This window comes from Roseovarius sp. MBR-79 (assembly GCF_053628555.1).
Map to the genome: position 1 here is coordinate 1 of NZ_JBRJGP010000023.1, position 12803 is coordinate 12803.

At 60.0% G+C, this 12803-nt stretch carries 9 protein-coding genes; 3 read left to right on the forward strand and 6 right to left on the reverse strand.

Annotated features, from left to right (window positions below; genetic code table 11):
* Positions 1–238 precede the first annotated feature (238 nt).
* From ACSSV8_RS17310 to ACSSV8_RS17320, 3 genes are all read right to left on the reverse strand, one after another.
* Positions 239–1393 carry an acyl-CoA dehydrogenase family protein gene (locus tag ACSSV8_RS17310; RefSeq protein WP_009820016.1) on the reverse strand — a complete coding sequence of 385 codons (1155 nt, stop codon included), beginning with the start codon at positions 1391–1393 and terminating at the stop codon, positions 239–241.
* 8 nt (positions 1394–1401) lie between these two features.
* Entirely contained in the window at positions 1402–2616 is a 1215-nt protein-coding gene (locus tag ACSSV8_RS17315; protein WP_009820017.1) for a CaiB/BaiF CoA transferase family protein, read from the reverse strand.
* Positions 2617–3268: 652 nt separating this feature from the next.
* On the reverse strand, positions 3269–4612 hold the full coding sequence (locus tag ACSSV8_RS17320; RefSeq protein ID WP_454283297.1) for an IS1380-like element ISRssp8 family transposase: 1344 nt from the start codon (positions 4610–4612) through the stop codon (positions 3269–3271).
* A 192-nt stretch (positions 4613–4804) separates the two neighbouring features.
* On the opposite strand from ACSSV8_RS17320, the gene ACSSV8_RS17325 reads away from it, so the two are divergent.
* From ACSSV8_RS17325 to dctP, 3 genes are read left to right on the forward strand one after another with little or no spacing between them, the layout of a single operon-like run.
* Complete coding sequence (locus ACSSV8_RS17325; protein WP_009820020.1) at positions 4805–5305, forward strand: TRAP transporter small permease subunit; 501 nt, start codon at positions 4805–4807, stop codon at positions 5303–5305.
* Complete coding sequence (locus ACSSV8_RS17330; protein WP_454283288.1) at positions 5295–6617, forward strand: TRAP transporter large permease; 1323 nt, start codon at positions 5295–5297, stop codon at positions 6615–6617. Before ACSSV8_RS17325 ends, ACSSV8_RS17330 begins: the two co-directional genes overlap by 11 nt.
* A 16-nt stretch (positions 6618–6633) precedes the next feature.
* Positions 6634–7725: a TRAP transporter substrate-binding protein DctP gene (gene dctP, locus ACSSV8_RS17335; protein ID WP_009820022.1), complete on the forward strand. Its 1092-nt coding sequence runs from the start codon at positions 6634–6636 to the stop codon at positions 7723–7725.
* A 237-nt stretch (positions 7726–7962) separates the two neighbouring features.
* On the opposite strand, the gene ACSSV8_RS17340 is transcribed toward dctP, so the two are convergent.
* The 3 genes from ACSSV8_RS17340 to ACSSV8_RS17350 are packed head-to-tail and all read right to left on the reverse strand — an operon-like array spanning position 7963 to position 12768.
* Positions 7963–11046 carry an efflux RND transporter permease subunit gene (locus ACSSV8_RS17340; RefSeq protein ID WP_027263663.1) on the reverse strand — a complete coding sequence of 1028 codons (3084 nt, stop codon included), beginning with the start codon at positions 11044–11046 and terminating at the stop codon, positions 7963–7965.
* A 32-nt stretch (positions 11047–11078) separates the two neighbouring features.
* Positions 11079–12227: an efflux RND transporter periplasmic adaptor subunit gene (locus tag ACSSV8_RS17345; protein ID WP_027263662.1), complete on the reverse strand. Its 1149-nt coding sequence runs from the start codon at positions 12225–12227 to the stop codon at positions 11079–11081.
* Positions 12214–12768, reverse strand: coding sequence for a TetR/AcrR family transcriptional regulator (locus ACSSV8_RS17350; protein WP_245601476.1), 555 nt, complete (start codon positions 12766–12768; stop codon positions 12214–12216). The genes ACSSV8_RS17345 and ACSSV8_RS17350 overlap by 14 nt, the downstream gene beginning before the upstream one ends.
* Positions 12769–12803 lie beyond the last annotated feature (35 nt).

The window sequence follows — 12803 nt, forward strand, 5'->3', positions numbered from 1 at the left end:
AGCAGGTCGCCCTTGCAGGCGATGAAGGACTGGCACAAACTCAAGCCGCAGTTGTTCAGGAAGAAGCCATACTACCTTCCGGGATGTGACAGCTAGGGCTCCTCGCGAAGACCCGTATTGCGTCTTATACATGACGCCTCCTCCCTGTGTCCCATTCGGGTTAGTTGGAGATAATCTAACGGGCGTTAGAAAAGTAATCAAGACAAGAATGAGCCATCGTCCAGCCCATTACTTTTAGTCAGTAAGACTTTGGAAGCCCGAGTGCTTTTTCAGCGATGAAAGATAAAAGCATCTGTGGTGTCACGGGCACGAGGCGAAACAGAAGCGCCTCCCTTACCAGACGCTCCACATGATATTCCTTGGCGTATCCAAACCCGCCAAATGTAATCTGCGCTGCTTCGGTCGCTTCAACTGCGGCATCTGCGGCCAATAGCTTGGCGGCGTTGGCCTCCACTCCGCACGCCTCTCCCGAATCGTAGAGGGCGGCGGCATGCATCACCATGAGATTGGCCGCTTCCACCCGTGCCCAGGCCTGCGCCAGTGGATGCTGAACACCCTGATTCTGGCCGACCGGCCTCCCAAAAACCACACGCTCCCTGGCATATTTCGCTGCCCGCACCAAAGCATTGCGCGCAATACCAATGCATTCGCCGGCCACAAGAATGCGTTCGGGGTTAAGCCCGTGCAGGATCTGCCGGAACCCCTTGCCCTCTTCGCCGATCAGGTCTTCGGCCGGAATTGGCAACCCATCGATGAACACCTCGTTCGAGTCGACCGCTTTGCGCCCCATCTTCTCAATTTCGCGCACATCCACGAAATTGCGGTTGAGATCGGTATAGAAGAGACTCAGCCCTTCAGTCGGATCAGTCAGATCCTCAATCCGTGTCGTCCGGGCCAGAAGCAGCATCTTGTGGGCCACCTGCGCGGTGGAAATCCAGACCTTCTGCCCGTGCACGACATACCTGCCGCCCTGTCGCATCGCCATGGTTTTCAACTTCGTGGTATCTAGGCCCGTCGTCGGTTCTGTCACAGCGAAACAGGCCTTTTCATCACCGGCGATCAGGGGGGGCAGCATACGCGCGCGCTGTTCTTCTGTCCCGAACTTCACCACCGGATTGAGGCCGAATATGTTCATGTGGATAGCCGAGGCTCCGCTCGCGCCAGCCCCCGACTCCGCGATCGCCTGCATCATGATGGTCGCTTCGGTAATCCCCAGACCGGCACCACCGACCGCTTCGGGCATGGCAATGCCAAGCCACCCGCCATCGGCCATCGCCCTGTGCAGCTCATAGGGAAAACCACCGTTGCGATCCCGCTCCAACCAGTAGTCATCATCGAACCGCGCGCAAATCCGCAGGATCTGTTCGCGGATTTCTTTCTGTTCATCTGTCATTCGAAAGGTCACGGTGTGGTTCTCTTCCCGTCCAAATCCACAATACCCGCCTCGCAAAGGGCCGTGATCCTTGCATCTTCAAAACCCATATCGCGCAGTATGTTGCGGGTGTCCGCCCCCGGCGGGCGTCCCAACCATCGAACCTCACCTGGTGTGGCGCTCAAATGCGGAATAGGCCCGACGACCTGCGTCTGCTCTCCGTCGACCGATACGATGTCTCCGCGATGGCGTATCTGCTCATGCGTCGTGATCTCTTCGACGCTTAGAACCCGCGAGGCGACCGCATCATGGCGGGCGAATTCCGCCTCGACCTCGGCAAGCGTGCGCTGTGTGACGTAATCATTGATGGCATCAAAAACCACAACCATATGCCGTGACATCAGGTCTAGGGTCGCGAACCGTGGATCATCGGCCAGAGCGTCTCCGCCGACCGCCCGCAGCAGCCGCTGCGCCGTTTCTGCGCTGCCTGCGGAAACGGTCAGCCACACCCCATCGCACGTGCGGAACATGCCCCCCGGCGCAAAGTCCATCGGTTGGCGCAAGCCATTGCGTCCTGGTGAGAGCTTCGCACCCGTCAAGGCGGGAACAGGATAGTCCATCAACCGAAGCAATGCCTCGAACACCGCAAGATCGACGACCTGACCGCGCGCAATCCCCTTTTCGCGGGCAAACAGCGCGATCATGATACCCAAAGCGCCCATCAGCCCTGTCGTGCTGTCGGCTGCCGGAAATCCGGGGTGCATCGGCGGCCCATCCGCAAAACCAGTCAGATGGGCGAGACCACTCATCGCCTCTGCCGCGCGCCCGAAAGCGGGCACGTCCCGCATCGGGCCGTCCTGTCCGTAACCAGACACACGCAGGATTATCAGATTCGGGTTCCACTCGTGCAGGGTCTCCGGCCCGACACTCGCACGTTCAAGCACACCGGGCCGGAAATTTTCGACAAGTACATCCGCACCTTCAACCAGCCTGCGCAAGATGTCCCGGCCTTCGTCCGATTTCCAGTTCAGGCTCAGGGTTTTCTTGTTGCGGCCCAGCGTCTTCCACCAAACGCCCACCCCATCCTCTGCCTTGGGTCCGAGGTCGCGCATCATATCGGTCCGGTTGACTGCCTCGATCTTTGTTACATCTGCCCCGAAATCGGAGAGCAGAGCTGATGAAAGAGGCCCGGCTATGACGTGACCAAGCTCGATGATTTTCAATTGATGAAGTGGGGTTGTCATTCGATCAGCGACCTCCAGTTCTAACAATTGTTAGTTTTTGGTCTCTTCGAACGCAAGACCGTTCTTTCATCCCTGTGCCGGAGTAATACTACAGATGGAGTGGTTGCCGCCCTCCCGAGACGGCATCGCAATGTGCCAAGCTCGTGGTGTTTAAAGCCACGCAAAGAGGAGGACAGCGAGATGGAGGATATGATGATTGGTGTCGATCTGACAAAGAATGTTTTCCAGATTCATGGTGCCGTCCGGACGGAAGAGATCAATTTCGGAAGAAGCTGACGCGACCGCAGTTATCTCCATTCATGTCTCAGCAAAAGACCGGCTTGCTCTATTTTTGAAGCTTGCGGCAGCGCGCACTACTGGGGCACGGGAAAAGGAAGCTCGTGGCCAAAAGGTAAAATTGATTGCATCTGATTATAAGTCAAGCCAGACGAGTGCCGCTCACCGGCTGAACAAACCGTGAGTAGTTACCGTGTCTTTCTGCAATCCTAACCCGGATAATTCATGAAGCTGCATTAATGTGTTCCCGGGGCCGGTTTCACGGATCTCGGGTCTGTCGCGCGCATCCGATGTTTGCGTCCGGTTTGCTGGCCGGTCGTTGACGTGGTTGTTGGGTAATATGGATTGATGTTTCGGGGTTGTCGGGCCGCTCGCGTCAGGCTGCTTTCGGTGGGGCGAGCGCGTCGAAGAGAAGATGGAGGAGACCCTGTCGCGGACATGATGTCGGCAGTGTGATGCTGATCCGGGTCTTCTTCTCGACGATGGTTGCAGCCAGCTTGACGAGATGCAGCCGCAGGGTGTCGAATTGGGCGCGGCGCCATGGGGATCTCCTTGGACAGGCGGCGCGCAATTTCCACCAGAGCCAGTAGGCGCAACTGTGCAGCATCAGACGCATCTGGTTGGCGTTCGCCTTCGAGCATGATGTTCGGTCTGATGGGAGATGGGTCTTCCATGCCTTGATGTGGTTTTCCGCCTGACCGCGTGCGGAATAGAACTTCTCGTAGAGATGCTTGCCGCGACCGCCCTCGAGATTGGTGACGATGTAGCGGGTATCGCGCCCCATTGGGCCAACCTCGACGCGGGCTATCACGCGGCGCGGTTTCGACCACGACCGGGCCGCGTAGGAAAAGGTCTTGAACCGGCGCAGTTTCTGACCAGGGGTGCGTGTGTAGCGCGCTGCCGTCGATGCCTCCATAGCCGAGATGTTTTGCGCCAGACGGCCGTTCTTTGACAGACCGAAGACATAGCTCAGCCCGAGCCTGTCACACAGGTCCAGAACCTCCGGGGTGCAGTAATGGCCGTCCGCCCGCAGCAGGATTTCCGTCTCGGGCCAATGCCTGGCAATCTGCCGGATCAACCGGCGGATATGGGCCGCGCTCTCGGCTCCCTTGGGCCGGCGGGCCGGGCGCAACAGTATCCCCACGAGCCGGCCTTCACCGTCGAACACGACGATCGGCTGGAAGCCGAACTCGTCGTAGAACGCATTGAACAGGCGCAGGTGCTGGTGGCCATTCACCGCATCAAAGGTATCATCTATATCGAGCACGATCCGGCCTGGAGCGCGCGCAAAGGACTGACAGTAGAACCGGACCATCTCGCGACCCATGTGGATCAGCGCGCGAGTATCGGGCAGGTTTTCCATGCGTGGAATCGTCGGCTGCGAACATAATGCCGCCCCGGTTTCCGGGCCGCGCTCCAGTGCAATCCTGAAGCTGGGATCGTGCCGCAAGGCGTTCGCGTCATTGCCGTCTTTATACCCAGCTGCGATCATCATGATCCGGAAACGGATGATGTCGCACAGGCTATGCTGAACTTTTGCCGGATCGCGCGGATCGCACAGGCAATCTGCAAGCCGCTGCGCCAGACCCGCCTCGCGCTCGATCTCGCGCAGCAGCGTCAGCCCTGCGTCGGAGCTCATGTCTGCGCCGTCAAATCCAAGCAGGATCGGCTTGCCATTGAGGGGTGACAGGCGGGGCGTGGAGCACGTAGATTGGACCATGGCGGGGGTCGTCCTCTCAAAAGCTGCATGTTTGGCGGTAGCACCCAAAACATACAGCATTTCAGATGGTTACGATACCTCCGCCGCCTTCTCGTGAATTATCCGGGCTAAAATAGTTCTTCTTCTCAATTCCTCGCCTTGTATCCTGCCCGTGTCGGGATAGTATGCCGACGCATACTGGCGGAGGAAATCATGATCATTCGCGCCATTGACGGGCTTAACGAAACCATCGGCAGAATCGTCTCTGTGGTGGCGATCGTGTTCGCGGCATTCATCATCTATGACGTATTCATGCGTTACGTGCTCAACGATCCGACTCGCTGGGCGTTTGATGTCACAAAGCAGATGTTCGGCTTCTACTTTGTGCTGCTCGGCGGCTATGCGCTGCGGCATCAGGCGCATGTGCGGGTGGATCTGCTGACCGCCAATCTGTCCGAGACCCCGGCCCGTATTGTCGATGCTCTGGGCTATCTGATCTTCTTCTTTCCCTTCGCCTGGGTGTTCACGACCCGCTCCTATGAATTTGCGATGCGGTCCTATGCGCAGGGTGAAACCACCTATGGCTCGGTGCAATTGCCCGTCTATCCGCTCAAGATGGCGATGGCTGCGGCGGCGGCCCTGCTCTTGTTGCAGGGGATCGCAGAGGTTCTGAAACTCGTATTAAATCGTCAGGAGGTGCGCAGTGACGCCTGAAGTCATCGCCCTGTGCATGTTCGGCCTGCTGCTGCTTGGCCTCTTCATGGGCCATCCGCTGGCCTTTGTGCTGGGCGGCACCGCCGTTCTGGGTGCGCTGATCGCGGGCAAGCCGATGGTGCTGGGCATCGTCATCAATCGCATCTTCGGCGATGTGCTGGATAATTTCACGCTGATTGCCATTCCACTGTTCGTGCTGATGGCCCGGTTTCTCTCGGACAGCGGCGTCACCGACCGAATGTTCGAATCCCTCCGGCTGATGATGTCCAATGTGCGCGGCGGTCTGGCACTGGCGGTCGTGTTCATCTCGATCCTCTTGGCGGCGACCACCGGCATCATCGGCGCCTCGATCACCGTGATGGGCGTCATGGCCCTGCGCCCGATGCTGCAATATGGCTATAGCCCGACGCTCACCACCGGCGTCATCGCGGCCTCGGGCTGCCTCGGCATTCTCATTCCGCCCTCGATCATGCTCATCCTGATGGCCAGCTACTCACCGCTCTCGGTGGGCGAACTGTTTGCCGGTGCAATGATCCCCGGCATATTGCTCGGACTGCTCTACGCCGTCTGGGTTGTGATCGTGGCCTTCGTGCGCCCCGATATGGCCCCCGCCGTTGAGCCGGACGAAAAGGTCAGCCGCAGCGCCCTGCTCAAGATGCTGGCGATTGAGGCCGTACCGCCCCTGGTGCTGATCCTCGGCATCCTCGGCTCGCTCCTGGCGGGCATTGCCACGGCAACAGAGGCCTCTGCCATCGGGGCCGCGCTGGCGCTGCTGATCGTGATCTTTCGCGGCAAGTTCAGATTGACCAGCTTCTACGGCGCAATGCTGGAGACCGGGCGCACCTCAGCGATGATCCTCTTCATCGTGATCGGGGCGACCGCCTTTACCGGCGTGTTCAACATCACCGGCGGGTTGCGTGCCACTCAGGAAATCATCCGGGGCATGGATATGGAGCCGTGGATGCTCATTACGATGATGCTGTTCATCGTGTTCATTTTGGGCGCTTTCCTCGATTGGACGGGGATTGTCTTGCTTTCCTTCCCGATCTTTCTGCCCATCGTGCAAGAGATGGATGTCAGCCTCTTGTGGTTTGTTGTTCTCATGTCGGTGGTGTTGCAGACCTCGTTTCTGACGCCGCCTTTTGGCTATGCCTTGTTCTATCTGCGCGCCATCGCGCCCAAGTCGGTCAAAACCTCACAGATCATCATCGGGGTGTTACCCTTCATTGGTCTCATCCTGATCATGTGCCTCGGCGTAGCCATCTTTCCGCAACTGGTCACTTGGCTGCCAGAGACGCTCTACACCAAGTAAAACAAGGAGACTACCCATGCTGAAGAAGACTTCTCTCGTGACCGGCCTCGCCCTGGCAGCAGGGATTGCGACGCAATCTGCCGCGCAGGAAAGCTGGACCATGACAACCACATGGCCCAGCTCTCTGGAGCTGATCGAGATCGACAAGCATTTCGTCGACCTCGCCAACAAGCTGACCGGCGATGCCCTGACCATCGAATTTTTCGAGGGCGGTGCGCTCGTGCCCGCAGGCGAAGTGTTTGGTGCGGTGGAATCCGGCACCATTCAGGCAGGCGGGGATTGGCCGGGCTATTGGGCAGGCCGCGATTCGGCGTTCTCCCCCTTGGCAACCACTGCCAGCCTCTTCAACGCCATCGACTACGTCAACTGGATCGAACAATGGGGCGGTGCCGATCTCTATAACGAGATCTACGGCAAATTCGGCATGGTCTACCTGCCCTACGGCGTGACCAACAACGAATCCGGTTTCCGTACCAATGAGGCCATCGTGACCCTTGAAGATCTGCAAGGCAAACGCCTGCGCCTGTCCGGTCTGGAACAGGGTCGCCTGCTCGAAAAACTCGGCGGCAATCAGGTCTCCATGGCCGGTGGCGAAATCTATCAGTCGCTGGAACGCGGCGTGATCGACGGCGCAGAATTCTCGACCCCCAATGTCGATTTTTCCGGCGGCTTCCATCAGGTGACCAAGTTCTGGGCCACTCCGGGCTGGCATCAGTCGGCTTCGGTCTTTGGCGTGATGATCAACAAGGCCTCGTGGGATGCGCTCTCGCCTGAAACGCAGGAGGATCTGAAAATCGCGGCTCAGGCCAATCTGATCTGGTCGCTTTCCTTTACCGAAAAGCGCGCCACCGAGGCCTATCAGCAGTTCAAGGACGCTGGCATCGAGATCACCCGCTACGACGACGAGACTTTGGCGCGTGTGCAGGAACTCGCCAATGAGGTGATCATCGAGACCGCCTGCGAAAACCCCGCCTCGGCCAAGGTCTATCTCAGCCAGCTCGAATATCTGGCCGATTACGCCAAATGGCGCGATGCGTCCGCCCCCTTCAATCTGGGTCGGTCGCCTAATGGGCCGGACATCGAAGCCATCCGCGCCTGCGCCAACTGATACACCGAGATCAACCGGAAGGCCCGCCATCCCTGGTGGGCCTTTTGCGTATACTGCGAACGGACCGCTTTGCGGCGACATTCTCTTTTCCGGGCGCAGCTGACCTTCGAACAAGCACGAAATGTTGATGGTCTAAGGAAAAGATCGCCCGCCTTCGCCACGATTTAGAAGCTGGCGTTAAGCTACAAGCGCATTTTGTTCAAGGGGCGGTTCTACCCACTTGAAGCGTGAATCACTTCAGCCAGAGGCTGTCCCGGTTTTCGAGTCGGCGCTTTCGTCTTTTGGTGGACGGATACGGAAAAGGAGTGCGTACAGCACCGGCACGGCGACAAGGGTCAGTACCGAGGCAAAGGCGAGGCCACCCATGATCGTGACCGCCATCGACGCAAAGAAGGCGTCCGGCAGGAGCGGGATCATGCCGAAGATCGTTGTGCCGGCGGCCAGCACGACAGGGCGCAGACGGCTGACAGAGCCGTCGATTACCGCCTTGTAATCCGGCACACCGTCCGCGCGCTGCACGTCGATCTCTTCGACCAGAACGATCGCGTTCTTCATCAGCATCCCCGAAAGCGACAAAAAGCCGAGCAGGGCCGTGAAAGTGAAAGGCAGGCCTGTGAAGAGCAGCCCGAGCACCATGCCTGTCACTGACATCGGCACGACAAGCCACAGGATGAGCGGCTGGCGAACCTTGTTGAACATCAGGATCGAGATCGTCAGCATGACAAGAAAGCTGAGGGGAAGCTGCTTGCCAAGGCTGGTCTGGGCGTCGGTGGAGCTTTCATACTGCCCGCCCCATTCCATGCTGTAGCCCTCGGGAGGCGGGAGGGCCTCGATCTCGGTGCGCACGCTTTTGAAGGCCTCATCCGCCGTGAGATCCCCCCGTGCGCCGCCAAGGGCGGTGATGGTGCGTTCACGGTTGCGCCGGTGAATGAGCGCCTCCACGAGGCGCGGCTCGAACCGTTCCACAAGGTTGGCCATGGGAACGTAGGCGCCAGCTCCATCGGACCAGGCCGACAGGTCACGAACGCGGTCGATTCCGTCGCGTTCGTTCGCAGGCAGCCGCAGGTGGATCGGGATGACCTCGTCGCCTTCGCGCAATTCACCGACTCGCAAGCCCGAGGTTCCGTAGCGGACGGTATCGGAGATCGCGCTGCGCGAGGTCCCGGCCAGCCGCATCCGCGACTCGTCAACGATCGGCTCGATCAGGATCTCGCGCTGCCGCCAATTGGTGCGTGAATTGGTGATTGTGCCTGCGGCCGCGTATATCCGGGTTGCATCATCGGCGAGTTGGCGCAGAATGACCGGATCGGCACCGGAGAAGCGGACCGCCACATCGGCACCGGAGGGCGGGCCGAAAACGAGTTCTTCGACCCGGACAAGCGCGTTGGGAAATGCGGCGGGCAGATCGCGGTTCAACCGATTGGCCATGGCCGGGATCGCCTCGGCGTCGGCCACCCGGACGATCAGCTGGCCATAGCTGGCATCCGCCTGCTCCGGGCTGTAGGTCAGCATGAAGCGGCTTGCGCCACGTCCCACCAGGGTCGTCACATCCGTCACGCCCTCCTCGGCCAGGAACATCTGTTCAAGTCGCCGCATTTCACGGTCGGTGACGTTGATGTCAGTGCCTTGCGGCATCTGGAATTCGACATAGAAGAGCGGGGTATTTGACGCCGGGAAAAAGGCCTGCTTGACCTGCCCGAAGGCCATCACCGACACAACTGTGATTCCCACGATTATAAGCACAACCAGCACACGGGCGCGCAGCACGAGCCAGAGCATCCCGCGATAGATCCCGTAGAACGCGCCCTTGTAGGGATCGTCCGAGGTGTTTTTTGGGGCCTTGAGCAGCAGCTTGCCGAGATAGGGCGTGACCGTGACGGCCAGAATCCAGCTCATCAGCAGCGAGATGGTGATCACCGCGAAAAGCGAGAACAGGAACTCCCCCGTGGCATCCGGCGACAGGCCGATCCCGGAAAATGCCATGATCCCGATCACGGTGGCCCCAAGCAGCGGAATGGACGTGGAACTTTCGGTCTCGGCGGCGGCTTTTTCCGCACTCTTTCCGCGCGCCATGCCGATTACCATCCCTTCGGTGATCACGATGGCGTTGTCCACCAGCATCCCCATCGCAATGATCAGGGCGCCAAGGCTGATCCGCTCCATTGCGATCCCGAACACCGACATGAAGAACAGTGTCACGAAAACCGTAAGCCCGAGGGTCGCGCCCACCACGAGACCCGCGCGCCAGCCCATTGTCAGTATAAGCGCCCCGACAACGATGGCAACCGACATCGCAAGGCTCAGAAGAAAGCTGGAGACGGCCTGATCAACGACGACGTGCTGTTCGTAGATCGGCGTGATCTCGACACCTTCGGGCAACTCAGCCTTCAACTTCTCAAGCCGAGCGGCAGCCGCCGCGCCAACCTCGACCACGTTTCGGTTTGTCAGCGCCGACACCCCGAGGGTGAAGGCCGCGGTGCCGTTCTGCCGGATGATCTGACTGGGCTGTTCCGCCTCGTCGCGGGCGACGCGGGCAATATCATGGATCGCGACCTGCCCGACCTCTCCGGCCGCGCCAAGCCGCAACTCCTCGATCCCTTCGGGGGTCACATAACCTGGCGGCACGGACAGTCCTATCCGGGCCGGCCCCTCGGTGATCTCGCCATTATCGAAGACGAGGTTCTCGTCGTTCAGCACGCTCAGAACCTGGTTGGGCGGAAGGCCCAGCTCTGTCAGGCGCGCGGATGGAATCGAGATCGTGATCACCTCTTCGGTGAGGCCCTGAACCTCGACCTTGGCGACACCGTCCACGGTCACTAGGCCCAGCCGCAATTTCGTGGCCAGATCCCGCTCTTCGCGCGGGCTCAGACCTTCGGTTTTCACCGCGTAGAACATGCCGTAAACGTCGCCGAAATCGTCGTTGACGATGGGCGCGCGCGCGCCTTCGGGAAGCTCCCCCTCCACGTCGCGGATGCGCAGGCGCATCTCGTCCCAGACTTGCGGAATCTCATCCGGGCCATATGTGCCCTCGATCTCCACGGTGATTTGCGCCATGCCCGGCATCGACTTGGATTCGACCCGGTCAAGCTGCTTCATCTGCTGCAGCGCGTTTTCGATGACGTCAGAGACCTCTTCCTCGACCTCGACTGCTGTCGCGCCGGGATACGGCACAAAGACGAGTGCGGTCTTGAGCGTGAAACTCGGGTCTTCAAGGCGGCCCACCGTGTTCAGTCCCCAATACCCGCCAAGAAGGCAAAAGAGAATGAGGAGCCAGACCGCGACGGGCCGCTGGATGCTTGCGCCTGAAATGCTGAATGCCATGGATCTGTTCGTGTCCTGTCAAGGGGGCGGGATCAGAGCCCCGAAACCGTCACGGTCTGATTGTCCCGAAGTCGCCACCACCCGCCGGAAACGATCAATTCATCGCCCTCCAGACCTTCGAGAACCACGATCTCGTTATCGACGGGCAGCCCCAAGCGGATCGTCTGGCGTGTGACCTGTCCCGACTGTTCGTCGTAGATCCAGACTGAAGGCTCGGTTCGGCTTGAGGTATCGATCGCCGAAACCGGGACCATGACGGACTGCGCACTGGCTTCGGCGGCTGCGTTTGAAAGACGCACCCTGGCCGTCATCCCGGGCAGAAGACGCGAATCGACATCGCCCGTGATTGCGAATTCCACATCATAGGTCTGCGCCGTGCTGTTCGCATCGGTTGCAAAGGACCGAAGCACGAGCGGTGCCGTGTAGCCAGGCACCGCCGGAAAACTCGCCACGAGATCGAAAGCGTCGGGCGCGCTTCGTGCGACGGCCGCCAGTTCTTCCGGCAGAGAAATCAGGATCCTTAACTCGCTGACGTCCTGAAGACGTGCCACCGATGCCGCCGAGGTGACGTTGACATAATCTTCTATGAATGTGCGTGCCACGATCGCGTCGAAAGGCGCGACGATCTGCGTCTGGGAGAGGCGTCGCTCGGCCTCGCGCAGCGCAACTTCCGCCTGCGCGTATTCGGCGCGGGCGGTTTCAAGCCGGGATTCCGCAGCAACGCCCCGTTCGGCAAGACTCGCTGCGCGGTTGATCTCGGACTCAGCAAGGACGAAGGCCGCCCGCGCCCGATCCACGGCGAGTTCGAAATCGACCGGATCGAGCGCCGCGATCAGATCGCCCTTGCTGATCTTGTCACCCGGTTCCACCTCAAGGCGCAGGACCTGTCCGGACACCTGAAACGCGATGTCCACGGTGCGGGCCGGCACGACCCGTCCGGCAACGGTGCGACCGCGCGTAACGGTCCGGCGCGTTGCTCGGGTCACCTCGACCACGACCTCCTTGTCGGACGCGCCCGCCTGGCTTGTTTCGGCACCAGGTTCAGTCGACTCCTGGCCTGTCTGGGCCAGCACTTCGCCCAAGGACACAGGAAGAAAGGACACCATCAGGAGTGCCGCCCCCGCCACAGCAATAACCGCAGCGATCCCCTTCCAGCTTTTGTCTTTTTTACTTGAGATCATCGATCAGGGCCCTCAATCGTTCGATGACGCGTTCTCTGGTGTCCGCACCGCCATCCGGTAGCTTCAACAGCTTCTGGAAACGCAGCCCCTGGATTGCCCAAAAGGCCACCATGGCACCCGGCGCGTCTTGTGTATCGGACAGGATACGCCCGAGGTCGTCGGTCAATTCCGCCCGCAGCGGATCGAGCAGTTGCGGATCTGATGCAGCGGTCGCGAGGATCGCCATCGACAGGTCACCATCCACCTCTTCCGACTGTAGAACCGTTTCGAGATGGCCCCGGAGCGTGCGTGCGGGGTGCCGCTCGGGCACGCTCTCGAGCAATTCGCGGTGCCCGGCCAGCATCTGCGCCAACAAGCCAGACAGCAGCGCTTTCTTGGTCGGGTAATTGTAAAGCAAGCCGCCCTTGCTCAGGCCGGCCTCCTTCGCGACCGCCTCGATCGTGATCCTGCCCGCGCCCTCACGGGTGGCAATCGCACGCGCCGCTGAAAGTATCCTCCGCGAGGCGTTTCTGCATTCTGAAGGGGGCATGGGCTTGCTCAAACTATACCGTCCGGTCGGTTTATGTTGCGTGGGAG